The following is a 14,400-nucleotide window of genomic DNA, read 5'->3' as shown; positions in this document are numbered from 1 at the left end:
GATGAATGTCAATGGCAGAGCAAGCGCCCCTCCAGATCATCACACCCACCATCGCCGGTAGCGCGTCAATCGCCGCCATTGGCAACGGCCTCGGCCCCGTTGGCACACGAGGGGCCGCCTCCATTGAGTTGCCGCTGCCCGTGTCCAGCGCCCGGCACCTGACGCCCGCCATGGCGCTGCACTACAACAGCCAGAGCGGCAACGGCACGTTCGGCATCGGCATGCAGTTGTCGATCCCCAGCATTACGCGCAAAACCCTCAAGGGCGTACCGCATTACGAGGATGACGATGTCATGGTCGGCCCCGACGGGGTAGATCGTTGGCCTGATCTTGAGGGGCGGACCAGCCGCAAGGTTGGCGACCGTATTTTCGCAGTGGTGCGCTATTTCCCAAGGATCGAGAGCACCTTCGACATTTATGAACTCTGGACCTGCATCGACAGCCTACCGTTCTGGCGCGTACAGGGCAGCAACGGCGAGTTGTATTGCTACGGTAAAAGTCCAGAGTCGCGCATTGCCGACCCGCAAGCCCCGTCGCGCATCGCCGAGTGGCTATTGCTGGAGGAAGTCAGCCCGTTGGGCGAGCACATCTACTATGAATATGCGACCGATCCCGCTGAGTCCGATGACCCGCATAACCCGCATGACTACCGCGCCCAACGCTACCTGGTCCGGGTCTGCTACGGCAATGCCACGGCCAGCGACACCTTCTACTGCTTCGAAGAAACAGACCCGGCAACGCTGGACTGGCACTTTCATTTGGTACTGGACTACGGACAACGCTCCCTCGATCTTGAGGAAAAACCTGCCTGGGCGCCTCCTCCCGAGAATGACTGGCTACTGCGCAGCGATCCGGTCCACGCTTACCGGTACGGTTTCGAAGTCGGCACGCGGCGCCTGTGTCACCAAGCGTTGCTGTTCCACCGTTTCCCCGCTGGCGCCGAACCCGCACTGGTGCGGCGACTGTTGCTGGAATATACCTCCACCGACCTGGACTATAGCCTGCTGACCGCCGCCCATTATCAAGCATGGGACGCAGAAAGTCGGATCGAGAACGCTCCGCCCGTTGAATTGGACTACAGCGTTTTCGACCTGAACCACGAGCCCAAACCGTTCTTCGCTCTCCAGACCATGCCCGCCCTGGAAGACGGCTTGCACTACCAGTGTGTCGACCTGTACGGCGAAGGCATTCCTGGCTTCTTGTGCCGCTACAGCAACGGCTGGTATTACCGCGAGCCTGAACGCGCCACGACCGATGAAAGCGATGAGATCGGCTACGGCCCGTGGTCACTCTTGCCCAGCATCCCGGTCGCCGCCGACAACTCGGCGGTGATGCAAGTGCTCACCGACCTGACCGGTAGCGGTCGCCTCAATTGGGTCATCGCCCAACCGGGCATGAGCGGCTTCTATACCCTCAACCCGGACCGCAGCTGGTCAGCCTTCACGAACTTCAAGCGCTTCCCCACTGAGCTCTTGCACCCCGCCGCGCAGTTGGGCGACCTGGTCGGCGACGGACTGCGTTCGCTGGCCATGATCGGCCCCAAAAGCGTGCGGTTGTACGCCAATCTTCGTGAAAAGGGCTTTGCCTCGGGTGTGGACGTTCCCCATGAGCCGGACAGCGACCTGCCCTTGTTCAGCAATGTGCGCAGCGAGCTAGTGCTGTTCGGCAATATGCTGGGCAGCGACAGCTCCGACCTGTGCCGTATTCGCTACGATGAAATCAAGTGTTGGCCGAACCTGGGCCATGGGCGTTTCGGCAAGGGCTTTGTGATGAGTGCCCTGCCATTTACCTACCTCGAGTTCGATGCCGAGCGGGTGCGGATCGCCGATCTGGATGGCTCCGGGGCGCCGGCATTGATCTACCTGCGCAGCGATTGTTTCGAGATCTACTTCAACCACGGCGGCAATGGCCTGGCGCAAATACCGACGCAGGTCGCTTGGCCCGCCGGTGTGCGCTATGACAACCTCTGCCAGGTCACCTTGGCCGATCTGCAAGGCTTGGGCTGCGCCAGCCTGGTCCTGAGCGTGCCCCATCACACCCCGGGCTTGAAACCCCGGCATTGGCGCTATGACTTTGTCGCGACGCGGCCCTATCTGCTCAGCCTCACGGATAACAACATGGGCTGCAAAAGCACGCTGACCTATCGCAGCAGCGCGCAGTTCTGGCTGGACGAGAAAGCCCAACGTGTTGCCGACGGCGAACCACTGGATTGCTACTTGCCCATGGCCCTGCCGTTGGTGGCACGCCAACAACAGCTGGACGAAATCACCGGAAATCGCCTGACTCAGCACTTCACCTATCTCGAGGGCGATTACGACAGCTATCACCGTGAGTTCCGAGGCTTCGCTCGGTTGTATCAGTTCGACAGCGAGCAACCCGAGGGCCCCGCGACGGCCGACTTCACCGCGCCGGTGCTGGTCAAGACGTGGTTCCACACCGGTCGCACCGTCGACCAGCCCCTTAAGGATTGTTTCAAAGCTGACCCCGACGCACCGCCCCTTGGCCCCACGTTGCTGACTCGGCTTCATGAGTCGGGCGGAGCCGACGAGACCATCGTCCCCGACCCGGACACCGCAAGGGAAATGGCCTATGCCCTGGGCGGCCATGTACTGCGCAGCGAGACCCACCCTGCCGAAGCAACCAGCCTTCTCGCCCCTTACACCGTAACGCAACAACGGTACCTGTTGCGCCAACCCCACAGCGGACACAAGAGTCTGCTGGTACTGGCGGTGGAATCAGTCAGCCATCAATACGACGGTTTTATCAAGGACCCGCAAGCCCAGCACAGCATCAATCTGGCCTGGGACATCTACGGTCAGACGACCCATGGTTTCACCGTTCATTACGCCCGTCGCCTGATCCCGGCCGACGACCCGCCCTTCGAAGATGAAGATGAAGATGAACGCACTTGGTGGCGCGATGCCCATGATGAGCAACAGCAGGTATTCCACATCGTCGAGAGTCGGGCCGAATATCATAACCTCACCGCTGACCAGGCTCGCCAGCGTCTAGGCCTGCCGTGGCGCGCCCGAACCAACGGGCTGCAACTTCCTAAAGGTGCGCTGCCCACAGGGTTGGCCCCGCATCAGGTCAGCTACGAAGAGTTCCTGGCCTACTGGGATTCAGAGCAATGGAACGCTGCCAGAGTGCTGACGGCCCTTGAGGAACAAACCTACGAGCAGGATGAAGCGGGCGCTCCCCTGTTCCAGGCCTTGCGCGGCCCGCTGGAAGTCGCCGAGTTCGACGAGCAGGCGCTGGAAGCCTACGTTGGCGTGCCCTCACCCTTTGACATTCGCACAGAGCTGCGCACGATTGGTTTCGAGCTCATGGCGCTGTTCATGCCGGAAGATCCCGACGAAGACGCGAACGAGAACCTCTGGTCGAAGAAGGTCGGCTTCGCCACCTACAGTGACCTCGCCGGTTTTTTCCAGGTCACCGCCCTGCAAGAGACGCAGAACCATGGCCTCACGACCGTCACCTACGATGCCTATCATTTGCTGACAACGAGCGTCACCCTGCCGGACGGCTGCACGACCCTCGTCAACTACGACTACCACTCGCTGTTGCCGCGAAAAATCACCGATGCCAACGACAACATTCAGGAAGCGCTCTACGGCCCGGACGGGGTTCCTTTGGGCGTCACCTTCCATGGCACCGAAGGTGGTGTTGCAGCGGGCTTCGACGCCATTGAAAGTTATGAGCTGCCCGAAGACCTCACACCGGGCCACGCCATAGAAGACCCGGCGGGCACCTTGGGAAGAATCGCCAGCGCCGTGCGTATCGAGGATAGGAGCTGGATGGGTGCGCTGGAGCTGTCGCAGATACGCGACGAGTGGATCAGCGCCCGCTACCTGCTGCCCAGTGGTCACATCCGCGCCTCGGCACGCGCTCGCCTGGCCCAACTCGAAACGCGCACCGTTAGCGAGGATTCGCTCTGGGCACTGATCCAGGCAGCGGCCCGAGAACCAGCCCACAGCGTCGTGCTGAGCGCCGACCGCTATCCAGATGATCCATTGCGACAGATCCGCATCGCCCTCAGCACGGTCGACGGTTTTGGCCGCCCCTTGCAAAGCAAGCAATTGGTCGAGCCTGGGCAAGCCTATGCCGTGGCCAAGGACGGTTCGCTGGAATTGGACTCCGAAGGGCAACCGATTCAGCGGGATGCCGACCTGCGCTGGCGCGTCAGCGAACGGGTCGAGTACAACAATAAAGGCTTGGTAACGCGGGTCTACCGCCCTTATTTCGCCGATGCCTGGCGCTACATCAATGACGCCTCTTTGCGCGAACACGGCTATCACGACCAGCAGTTCTATGACCCGCCGGGGCGGTTGGTCAAGGTCATCAATGCCAAGGGGCATGAAGCCTGGCATGTCTACCATCCGTGGTACCAGTGCGATCACGATTACAACGATACGGATCCGGGGGCTGCCCAGTGAACACGCAGCGCCTGGAAGAGAGCGTAACGGAACACGTGCGCAAGTCACTGCGTGACCAGGTCTCGGAAGTCGAAGAGCTGATTGGGAAGCGGAGCCAGAGAATGATGCCCATCGATTGATTGGCATCGTCCTGGCTTGCTCTTTTTGGTTGGCCATTGGCAACATGCTATGGTTCGCCCCCCGACTTCTACCGGTTTGCGTCTGCATGCTGCCGACTCCCCGCACCTTGCGCCTGCTTCTGGCCATCGCCCTGATCCTCGCCGGCGCCGCCCTCGCCGCTACCCTGGCCGTGCGCCACGCTGAACGCGTCGCCCTGGAGGAAGACGCCAGCCGCGCGAGCCAGCAACTGGCGTTGTACGCCAATTCCCTGCACACCCTGATCGAACGCTACCGCGCCCTGCCCGTCGTGCTCGCACTGGACCCGCAGTTGCGTGATGCCCTCAAAGGCCCGGTCAGCGCGGCGCAGCAGGATGCATTGAACCGCAAGCTGGAAAAAATCAATGGTGCCGCGCAGTCGTCCACCCTCGAACTACTCGACCACACCGGCCTCGCCGTTGCCGCCAGCAACTGGAAATTGCCCAGCAGCTATGTCGGGCACAACTATGGTTTTCGTCCCTACTTCCTCCAGACCCGCACCCAGGGCACCGGGCGGTTTTATGCGGTGGGCGTGACCAGCGGCATACCAGGCTATTTTTTGTCCAGTGCGGTGACTGGCGACAGCGGCGAGTTCCTCGGCGCGATGGTGGTGAAGCTGGAGTTTCCGGAGCTCGAACGCGAGTGGCGCCAGGGCAGCGACACGCTGTTGGTCAGCGATTCGCGGGGGATTATCTTCATCGCCAATCGTCCAGGCTGGCGCTATCGCCACCTGCAACCGTTGACCGACAGCGACCGCGCCGAACTCAAGGCCACCCGCCAATACGACAAGCAGCCACTGCAGCCCCTGGCCTTCGATCCGTTGCGGCGCTTTGACGACAACAGTCACTTGGCGCGGGTCGAGGCGCCCGAAGGCATGGCGGACTATTTATGGGAGTCGCTGCCGTTGGCCGGCGAAGGCTGGACGCTGCACTTGCTGCGCCGCCCGCAGGTCGCCTTTGAAGACCTGCGCAACGCCGGGCTCGCCGCCGCCGGCTTGTGGCTGGCGCTGGTGTTTTTGCTGCTGTTCCTCAACCAGCGCTGGCGCCTGGCGAAACTGCGCCAACGCAGCCGCCAGGAACTCGAACGGCTGGTGGATGAACGCACCCGAGAGTTGCGCACCGCCCAGGACGGCCTGGTGCAATCGGCCAAACTCGCGGCGCTGGGGCAGATGTCGGCGGCGCTCGCCCACGAAATCAACCAGCCGCTGACCGCCCAACGCATGCAGCTGGCGACCCTGCGCCTGCTGCTGGATCACGGCCGCGTCGACGATGCCTACAAGGCCCTCAAGCCGGTGGACGACATGCTGACCCGCATGGCCGCCCTCACCGGCCATTTGAAAACCTTCGCCCGCAAAAGTCCCAGCGGCCTGCGCGAACGCCTGGACCTGGCGGCGGTGGTGGACCAGGCCCTGCAGCTGCTGGAGACACGCTTGCGCGACGAGCAAGTCAGCACCGTGTTGCACCTGACTCGCCCGGCGTGGGTGCGCGGCGATGCGATCCGCCTCGAACAGGTGCTGATCAACCTGCTGCGCAACGCCCTCGATGCGATGGCGGACCAACCGCTCAAGCGCCTGGAAGTGCGCCTGCAAGCCGATGACCAATTGTGGAGCCTGACCGTGAAAGACAGCGGCAGCGGGATCGCCGAGGAACACTTGGCCCAGGTATTCGACCCGTTCTTCACCACCAAGGCCGTGGGCGATGGCCTTGGCCTGGGGCTGGCGGTTTCGTTTGCAATCATTCACGAATCCGGCGGGCGGCTGACGGCGGACAACCATGAAAACGGCGCGGTATTCTGCGTGTCCTTGCCCATCGATCAGGAGGCGCAGTTGCATGCTTGATTCGGTCATCGTCGTCGACGACGAAAGCAGCATCCGCACGGCCGTCGAGCAATGGCTGAGCCTGTCGGGGTTCAACGTGCAATTGTTCAGTCGCGCCGAGGATTGCCTGGCGCAGTTGCCGGACAATTTCCCGGGGGTGATCCTCAGCGACGTGCGCATGCCCGGACTTGGCGGCCTGGAGCTGTTGGCCGAAGTACGCCGACGCGACCCGGACCTGCCGGTCATCCTGTTGACCGGCCATGGTGACGTGCCGATGGCGGTGGAAGCCATGCGCGACGGCGCCTATGACTTCCTCGAAAAACCTTTCAGCCCGGAAGCCCTGCTTGGCAGTTTGCGCCGGGCCCTGGACAAGCGTTTCCTGGTGCTGGAGAACCGTCGACTGCACGAGCAGGCCGATGCCAGGGTCAAGCTGGACACCACGCTGCTTGGCGTCTCCCGGGCGCTGCAAAACCTGCGGCGCCAAGTGCTGGACCTGGCGAGCCTTCCGGTCAATGTGTTGATCCGCGGTGAAACCGGCAGCGGCAAGGAACTGGTCGCCCGTTGCCTGCACGACTTCGGCCCGAGGGCGAGCAAGCCCTTCGTCGCGCTGAACTGCGCGGCCATTCCCGAACAGTTGTTCGAGGCCGAACTGTTCGGCCATGAAAGCGGCGCCTTTACCGGTGCCCAGGGCAAGCGCATCGGCAAGCTTGAATACGCCGACGGCGGCACGCTGTTTCTCGATGAGATCGAAAGCATGCCGTTGGCCCAGCAGGCCAAACTGCTGCGCGTGCTTCAGGAGAAAAAACTCGAGCGACTGGGCTCCAACCAGAGCATCCACGTGGACCTGCGCATCATCGCCGCCACCAAGCCAGACTTGCTGGACGAAGCCCGGGCCGGGCGCTTTCGCGAAGACCTGGCCTATCGCCTGAACATCGCCGAACTGCGCCTGCCGCCCCTGCGTGAGCGGCGCGAGGACATTCCGCTGCTGTTCGAACATTTCGCCCACAGCGCTGCCGAACGCCTGGGCCGCCCTGCCCTGCCGTTGAGCGGTCCGCAGTTGAGCCATTTGTTCAGCCACGATTGGCCGGGCAACGTGCGCGAACTGGCCAACGTCGCCGAACGCCAGGTGCTGGGGCTGGATCAACTGCCCGTCCTGGACACGGAACCGGGCCAGTCCCTCGCCGCCCAGCAGGAAGCCTTCGAAGCTCAGTGCCTGCGCGCTGCCCTGACACGGCACAAAGGCGACGTGAAAGCGGTGCTCGAAGAGCTGCAACTGCCGCGCCGCACCTTCAATGAAAAGATGCAGCGGCATGGTTTGAGTCGAGAAACGTTTTTGTAAGGCCGCCGGTTTGATCGCGTGATTGATCGTTCCCGCGCTCCGCGTGGGAATGCAGCCCGGGACGCTCCGCGTCCCAAAAGCCGAACGCGGAGCGTCCGTAGAGGCATTCCCACGCAGAGCGTGGGAACGATCGTTAAGCGGATTCCCGCCCACGCCTCCATCCGCAATGAGCGGATTTCCGCTCATCAAACATTACAAACCTCTCTAGACCGGCCTTCTCCCACCTGGCACAGCTCCTGCTATAGCCCTGGCAGGCTGCGTTCCAACGCGCTCCACAAAAACAATTAAACGAAGGATCCTTCAATGGATAACTCCAACGCCCTGCCCATCGGGTCGGCTGCCGCGCCCGCCCGTGCAAGAACCACCGCCAGCCGGATCAAATCGATCTTCAGCGGCTCGGTCGGCAACATGGTCGAGTGGTACGACTGGTACGTCTACGCCGCTTTCTCGTTGTACTTCGCCAAAGCCTTCTTCCCCAAGGGCGACACCACCGCCCAATTGCTCAACACCGCCGCAATCTTCGCCGTGGGCTTCTTGATGCGCCCGATCGGCGGCTGGCTGATGGGCCTGTACGCTGACCGCGCCGGTCGCAAACGCGCATTGATGGCCTCGGTCTACCTGATGTGCTTCGGCTCGCTGATCATCGCCTTGAGCCCCGGCTACGAAACCATCGGCGTCGGCGCGCCGATCCTGCTGGTGTTCGCCCGCTTGCTCCAAGGCCTGTCGGTCGGTGGCGAATACGGCACCTCGGCGACCTACCTGAGCGAGATGGCGACCAAGGAACGTCGCGGATTTTTCTCCAGCTTCCAGTACGTGACCCTGATCTCCGGCCAGCTCATCGCCCTGGGCGTATTGATCGTGCTGCAACAGACCCTCACCACCGAAGAACTATATGCCTGGGGCTGGCGCATCCCGTTCGCCATCGGCGCGCTGTGCGCGGTCGTTGCGCTGTACCTGCGTCGCGGCATGGAAGAAACCGAGTCATTCACCAAGAAAGAAAAAGCCAAGGAAAGCGCCATGCGCACCTTGATGCGCCATCCCAAGGAATTGATGACCGTGGTCGGCCTGACCATGGGCGGCACGCTGGCGTTCTACACCTACACCACCTACATGCAGAAATACCTGGTGAACACGGTCGGCATGAGCATTTCCGACTCCACCACCATTTCCGCCGCCACGCTGTTCCTGTTCATGTGCCTGCAACCTTTGATCGGCGGGCTGTCGGACAAGGTCGGGCGCCGGCCGATCCTGATCGCCTTCGGCGTCCTGGGCACCTTGTTCACTGTGCCGATCCTCACCACTCTGCACACCATTCAGACCTGGTGGGGCGCGTTCTTCCTGATCATGGCCGCGCTGATCATCGTCAGCGGCTACACCTCGATCAACGCCGTGGTGAAAGCCGAGTTGTTCCCCACCGAAATCCGCGCGCTGGGTGTCGGCCTGCCCTACGCATTGACCGTGTCGATCTTCGGCGGCACCGCTGAATACATCGCCCTGTGGTTCAAGAGCATCGGCATGGAAACCGGTTACTACTGGTATGTGACGGCGTGCATCGCGGTATCGCTGTTGGTCTACATCACCATGAAAGACACCCGCAAGCACTCGCGGATCGTGACTGACTGACCATTCACTCGCACAAACAAAAGGGGCGAACCTGAACGGGTTCACCCCTTTTGTCGTTTCATGACGAGAGATTTATCTGACATTAATCCCTTGTTAATGCCTTCCCCCCATCCTCACCCTCCACAGAACGCCGCTCGATACGCCGGTAATGGGCCTCATTGACCGTTCTGCGACAATCTCATTTAGATCGATTTAATCGATTGTTTTAAGCGTTTTTTTGCGCTTTTTAATCGATTTAACGAGCGTAATATGAACTCCACACCCAAGGCGCCTAACGCCAAACATTCTGGAGCACGACCATGAAAACCAAACTGATCATCGCCCTGACCCTGTCCGTACTGGCCGCCAACACGTTTGCCGCCGACGGTTTCGACCGCACCAGCTCGGCCATCGCCGCTGATGGTTATGACCGCACCGGCGCAGCCACCGTTGCTGCCGATGGATTCGACCGCACCAATGGCGCCACCGTCGCTGAAGATGGGTTTGATCGCACCAACGGCGCCACCGTCGCTGAAGATGGCTTTGACCGCACCAACACTGCCGCCATCAGCTAATCCAATATCCAAACCCTCACAGCCCGGCTTCGGCCGGGCTTAGTTCTTTATGGGGTATAGGAAACAGGCAATCTCTCACGACTTTTTGGGGTGCTGACAAAAACAGCGGGGCCCTGCACTATCTTCAATCCCTTGAAACTCCACCGCAGGACCTCCCTCTGCCATGCCCGATGACATCCACTACTACGAACCCGCCAACGGCCACGGCCTTCCCCACGATCCGTTCAACGCCATCGTCGGCCCGCGGCCGATTGGCTGGATTTCTTCACAGGACGGCGAGGGCCGCCTGAATCTCGCACCCTACAGTTTCTTCAACGCGTTCAACTACGTTCCGCCGATCATTGGTTTCTCCAGTGTCGGGCGCAAGGACAGCCTGAACAACATCGAGCAGACCGGCGAGTTCGCTTGGAACCTGGCCACGCGCCCGCTGGCCGAGCAGATGAACCAGAGCTGCGCGATGGTCGCGCCAGAGGTCAATGAATTTGAGCTGGCGGGCCTGACGCCGGCGGCGTCGCGGGTGATCCGGGTGCCACGCGTGGCCGAGAGCCCGGTGTCTTTTGAATGCAAGGTCACCCAGATCATTCAACTGCGGCGCGCTGACCAGGCACTGGTGCCGAGCTGGCTGATCCTAGGCGAAGTGGTCGCCGTGCATATCGCCAAATGGCTGTTGAAGGATGGGGTCTATGACACCGCCGCCGCCGAGCCGATCTTGCGCGGCGGCGGACCGGCGGATTATTTCCAGTTGGGGCCGGAAGCGTTGTTCAAGATGCATCGCCCGAAGTAAGACCAGCGCGGTCCCTATGGCGAGGATCGTTCCCACGCTCCGCGTGGGAATGCATCCCGTGACGCTCTGCGTCACCTTCCAGAAGCGGAACGCGGAGCGTCCCTGGCGGCATCCCCACGCAGAGCGTGGGAACGATCAAAAGCCCACTTACCAGACCAACCCGCCCTCGCCGTCGACACCCTGCAGGTGAGTCAGCTGCACCGCGGCCGCTTCATCGGCCTTGGTAGCAGTCTCGAACGTCTGCTCTTCGAGCACTTTGTTGAAACGCGGCTTATCGGCGCTGCCGATGGCCTTGGTGGCGATGGCTGCATAATAGCCGCCACCCTCCTTGGGAACGACAGCGGAAACAGCTTCAAAAGTGTCAAAAGCTTTACGTGCCATAACGCGCATCCTGGCGATTGAAAATGTCCGTCATTAAACCTTCAACCGGCCAGTTTGTGTACCTTCGCCATGCACCGTTCGGTCGCCTGGGCGGCGGAGACTTCGCGGAAAGTATGAAAATCCAGGCTGCTCACCACCAGGTCTTGCACCAGCTCGGCGAAGATCGCCATCGCCGGGGAATTGAAATAGGCGTCCATCGCCTGCTGGTTGACCCACAACCCGGACACCAGCCACAAGTCGGCGTCACATTGCGATTGCTGCAAGGCAAAGTGCAGGCAACCGGGCGCCTGGCGCGATGGCGTGATCAACGTGCTCAGGCGCGCGCCAAGCGGCTGGCTGCAACCGGCGCGTGCCCGGACAAAAGCCATGTGGCTGACGGAGTTCTGTGTAGTCATGTTCAACCCTCCCAGGTAATCCGTTGTGCAGCCGGGGACAGGCCGCGACAGGATCAAAGGTTAAGCGCCCATGCGCCAGCTTCGTTAGTCGATTCCTGCCGAGCTATTGCACGATCCTGCCCACCGAACACATCGCATCCAGCCCGGATGCGCTGAAAAACACGACAGATGAAACAAAAGGTTTCAAGCAAGTTTCCACCGGGTTGCCCGGTCCGGTTTCGACCCGTCGTGCAGGATCAGGCAAGCTTTCAACAGGATGTGACTACCGCTGCGCCTTGCACAAACATAAGCTTTGTTCATCGTTCTCTATCGCCTGAGGATCCCGGCATGTCGCCACTCGATCACGCCCACGTCCCGCTGGACTCGTACCTGGAGCACCAGCGCGCCGAACTGGCCTCGATCATCGAGCGCAACACCAGCGAGGACGGCAGCTATGCCACGGCCATCGGTTCGCTGCATCTGTCGCGACACAGCCAACCGCACAGGTTCGCCCCGGTGCTGGCGCAGCCGGCGCTGTGCATCATGGCCCAGGGCAGCAAACAGGTGTGCCTGGCGGATGAATCGTTCAAGTACGACCCGCTCCATTACCTGGTGGTCTCGGTCTCGATGCCACTCAGTGGCTGCATCACCGACGTTTCCGCCGGACAGCCGGTCCTGGCCCTGCGCCTGGACATCGACCCGGCGGAAATCACTGCGCTGATCGCCGACGCGGGGCCCTTGGGTGTACCGACCCGCCCCGCCGGGCGCGGCCTGTATATCGAACGCCTGGATACGCCGATGCTCGACGCCGTGCTGCGCCTGACGCGCCTGCTCGATGCACCGAAGGACATCGCCATGCTCGCGCCCTTGGTCCGCCGGGAGATCCTCTATCGTCTGTTGCGCAGTCCACAGGGCTATCGGCTCTACGAAATCGCTATCGCCAACAGTCAAAGCCATCGCATCAGCCAAGCAATCAAATGGCTCAACGGCCACTTCGAACAGCCGTTGCGCATCGATGACCTGGCCCGGGAAGTGAACCTCAGCGTCTCGACCTTGCATCATCGATTCAAGGCCATGACGGCCATGAGCCCGCTGCAATACCAGAAGCAATTGCGCCTGCAAGAAGCCCGGCGCTTGATGCTGGCCGAAGGGCTGGAAGCCTCGGCGGCGGGGTATCGGGTCGGTTATGAAAGCCCGTCGCAGTTCAGCCGCGAGTACAGCCGCCTGTTCGGCGCGCCGCCGCTGCGGGATCTGGCGCGGTTGCGAATGACTGTTTGATCCCCCAAAGGCCTCAGCCTGTCGGTTGCCAGCGCGCCTGATCGACCTCGATCAATGTCGGGCCTGGCCGGGCGCGGGCGGCGAGCAGTGCGGATCGCAATGACGGCACGTCGTCGATGGCTTCGGCGGCGCAGCCCAACGCCGTGGCGACGCCGATGAAGTCTGGCGTGTAGATGTCCACGCCCACCGGTTCGATGGCGCGGTTGACCATGTATTTCTTGATCTCTTGGTAGCCTTGGTTATTCCACAGCAGCACGATTATCGGTGTGCGCGCTTCCACGGCGCTGGCCAGTTCCGGCAGGGTGAACTGCAACCCGCCGTCGCCGATCAGGCACACCACCGGCGGGCGGCCATGGCCTTGGTCGACACCACCGAGCCAGGCGCCGATAGCCGCTGGCAAGGCGTAGCCGAGGGTGCCGTAGCCGGTGGAGGAATTGAACCAGCGGCGCGGCTGTTCCGGGTTGAAGGTCAGGTTGCCGGTGTACACCGGTTGCGTGGAATCGCCGACGAAGACCGCGTCGGGCAATGTTTGCAGAACGGTGTCGAGGAACACCGTCTGGGCACAGGTCGGGCCGTCCCACTGGCGGTCGAGTTCGGCCCGCAGCCGTGCAACCCGAACCGGTCCCCAATCGTCGTGGCGCTGGCCAAGCGCAGACTGAGCCAACGCATCGAGTAAAGCCCGGGCAGCCTCACGGGCGTCGGCCACCAGCGCCAACTTCGGCGGGTAGTTGCGCACGGTCTGGTCGGGGTCGATATCGATGCGCAGCAGCGCGCCGGGGATCTCGAAGCCGCCGGCAAAGGTGACGTCGTAGTCGGTCTCGGCCAGTTCGGTGCCGACCGCCAGCACTACGTCGGCCTCAGCTACCAAGGCACGGGTCGCAACCAGGCTCTGGGTGGAGCCGATCAACAGCGGATGACGGGACGCCAGCAAGCCCTTGGCATTGATGGTCAATGCCACCGGGGCCCCGAGGCGTTCGGCCAGTTCGGTCAATTCGGCTGCCGCGTCGATGGCACCACCGCCGGCCAGGATCAAGGGGCGTCCAGCCGATGCCAGCAGCCTGGCCATTTGCGCCGCGGCGTCGGGCGCCGCGCCGGCACGAGTGATCTTTACCGGCGTGCTGGCAAGCAAATCATCGGCCTCTTCGATGAGCACATCCAACGGAATTTCGATGTGCACCGGGCGCGGCCGCCCGGCCTGGAACAATGCAAACGCCCTGGCCAGTACGCCCGGCAATTCGGCGGCTGACATCAACGTGTGGGAAAACGCCGCCACGCCGCCCACCAGCGCGCTCTGATTCGGCAGTTCATGCAACTTGCCGCGCCCACCGCCCAACTGGCTGCGCGACTGCACGCTGGAGATCACCAGCATCGGGATCGAATCGGCGTAGGCCTGGCCCATGGCGGTGGTGATGTTGGTCATGCCGGGGCCAGTGATGATGAAACATACGCCGGGCTTGCCGCTGACCCGGGCGTAACCGTCAGCCATGAAACCAGCGCCCTGCTCGTGACGTGGCGTCACGTGGCGGATGCTGGAACGGGCCAGCCCGCGGTACAACTCGACGGTGTGCACGCCGGGAATGCCGAACACCTGCTCCACGCCATAGCCTTCGAGTAACTTGACCAACACTTCGCCGCACGTCGCCATCGTCAATGCCTTTTTCTCCAGGGATGGCGCTATTG

At 62.1% G+C, this 14,400-nt stretch carries 10 protein-coding genes; 7 read left to right on the top strand and 3 right to left on the bottom strand.

Translation table 11 applies throughout. The annotated features are described in order from the left end of the window. The first annotated feature begins 11 nt into the window (after positions 1 to 11). From HU742_RS05280 to HU742_RS05255, 6 genes are all read left to right on the top strand, one after another. On the top strand, positions 12 to 4,436 hold the full coding sequence (locus tag HU742_RS05280) for a SpvB/TcaC N-terminal domain-containing protein (RefSeq protein WP_186643598.1): 4,425 nt from the start codon (positions 12 to 14) through the stop codon (positions 4,434 to 4,436). A gap of 205 nt (positions 4,437 to 4,641) precedes the next feature. Beyond that, on the top strand, positions 4,642 to 6,408 hold the full coding sequence (locus HU742_RS05275) for a sensor histidine kinase (RefSeq protein WP_186640985.1): 1,767 nt from the start codon (positions 4,642 to 4,644) through the stop codon (positions 6,406 to 6,408). Further along, a complete protein-coding gene (locus tag HU742_RS05270) occupies positions 6,401 to 7,726 on the top strand; it encodes a sigma-54-dependent transcriptional regulator (RefSeq protein ID WP_186643596.1) in 1,326 nt (441 codons plus the stop codon). Before HU742_RS05275 ends, HU742_RS05270 begins: the two co-directional genes overlap by 8 nt. A 303-nt stretch (positions 7,727 to 8,029) precedes the next feature. Beyond that, positions 8,030 to 9,349: an MFS transporter gene (locus HU742_RS05265; protein WP_186643595.1), complete on the top strand. Its 1,320-nt coding sequence runs from the start codon at positions 8,030 to 8,032 to the stop codon at positions 9,347 to 9,349. 299 nt (positions 9,350 to 9,648) lie between these two features. Continuing rightward, complete coding sequence (locus HU742_RS05260; RefSeq protein ID WP_186643594.1) at positions 9,649 to 9,903, top strand: hypothetical protein; 255 nt, start codon at positions 9,649 to 9,651, stop codon at positions 9,901 to 9,903. 163 nt (positions 9,904 to 10,066) lie between these two features. Further along, positions 10,067 to 10,687: a flavin reductase family protein gene (locus tag HU742_RS05255; protein ID WP_186643593.1), complete on the top strand. Its 621-nt coding sequence runs from the start codon at positions 10,067 to 10,069 to the stop codon at positions 10,685 to 10,687. 147 nt (positions 10,688 to 10,834) lie between these two features. On the opposite strand, the gene HU742_RS05250 is transcribed toward HU742_RS05255, so the two are convergent. Both HU742_RS05250 and HU742_RS05245 read right to left on the bottom strand, forming a co-directional pair. After that, a complete protein-coding gene (locus HU742_RS05250; protein WP_186643592.1) occupies positions 10,835 to 11,068 on the bottom strand; it encodes a hypothetical protein in 234 nt (77 codons plus the stop codon). A 41-nt stretch (positions 11,069 to 11,109) separates the two neighbouring features. After that, positions 11,110 to 11,463 carry a putative quinol monooxygenase gene (locus HU742_RS05245; RefSeq protein WP_186643591.1) on the bottom strand — a complete coding sequence of 118 codons (354 nt, stop codon included), beginning with the start codon at positions 11,461 to 11,463 and terminating at the stop codon, positions 11,110 to 11,112. A 327-nt stretch (positions 11,464 to 11,790) separates the two neighbouring features. On the opposite strand from HU742_RS05245, the gene HU742_RS05240 reads away from it, so the two are divergent. Beyond that, entirely contained in the window at positions 11,791 to 12,720 is a 930-nt protein-coding gene (locus tag HU742_RS05240; RefSeq protein WP_186640971.1) for an AraC family transcriptional regulator, read from the top strand. Between the two features lie 13 nt (positions 12,721 to 12,733). Here the strand turns inward: HU742_RS05240 and HU742_RS05235 are convergent, their stop codons facing one another. Then, complete coding sequence (locus tag HU742_RS05235; RefSeq protein WP_186643590.1) at positions 12,734 to 14,365, bottom strand: 5-guanidino-2-oxopentanoate decarboxylase; 1,632 nt, start codon at positions 14,363 to 14,365, stop codon at positions 12,734 to 12,736. Positions 14,366 to 14,400 lie beyond the last annotated feature (35 nt).

It is taken from the genome of Pseudomonas marvdashtae (assembly GCF_014268655.2).
Lineage (GTDB): Bacteria > Pseudomonadota > Gammaproteobacteria > Pseudomonadales > Pseudomonadaceae > Aquipseudomonas > Aquipseudomonas marvdashtae.
The sequence above is the reverse complement of the archived record's forward strand: the minus strand, read 5'-3'. Positions and strand labels throughout refer to the sequence as shown.

Coding starts and splice junctions, on each gene's coding strand:
- HU742_RS05235 (WP_186643590.1), bottom strand. CDS start 14,365: ATGGCGACGTGCGGCGAAGTGTTGGTCAAGTTACTCGAAGGCTATGGC.
- HU742_RS05260 (WP_186643594.1), top strand. CDS start 9,649: ATGAAAACCAAACTGATCATCGCCCTGACCCTGTCCGTACTGGCCGCC.
- HU742_RS05270 (WP_186643596.1), top strand. CDS start 6,401: ATGCTTGATTCGGTCATCGTCGTCGACGACGAAAGCAGCATCCGCACG.
- HU742_RS05255 (WP_186643593.1), top strand. CDS start 10,067: ATGCCCGATGACATCCACTACTACGAACCCGCCAACGGCCACGGCCTT.
- HU742_RS05280 (WP_186643598.1), top strand. CDS start 12: ATGGCAGAGCAAGCGCCCCTCCAGATCATCACACCCACCATCGCCGGT.
- HU742_RS05250 (WP_186643592.1), bottom strand. CDS start 11,068: ATGGCACGTAAAGCTTTTGACACTTTTGAAGCTGTTTCCGCTGTCGTT.
- HU742_RS05275 (WP_186640985.1), top strand. CDS start 4,642: ATGCTGCCGACTCCCCGCACCTTGCGCCTGCTTCTGGCCATCGCCCTG.
- HU742_RS05265 (WP_186643595.1), top strand. CDS start 8,030: ATGGATAACTCCAACGCCCTGCCCATCGGGTCGGCTGCCGCGCCCGCC.
- HU742_RS05240 (WP_186640971.1), top strand. CDS start 11,791: ATGTCGCCACTCGATCACGCCCACGTCCCGCTGGACTCGTACCTGGAG.
- HU742_RS05245 (WP_186643591.1), bottom strand. CDS start 11,463: ATGACTACACAGAACTCCGTCAGCCACATGGCTTTTGTCCGGGCACGC.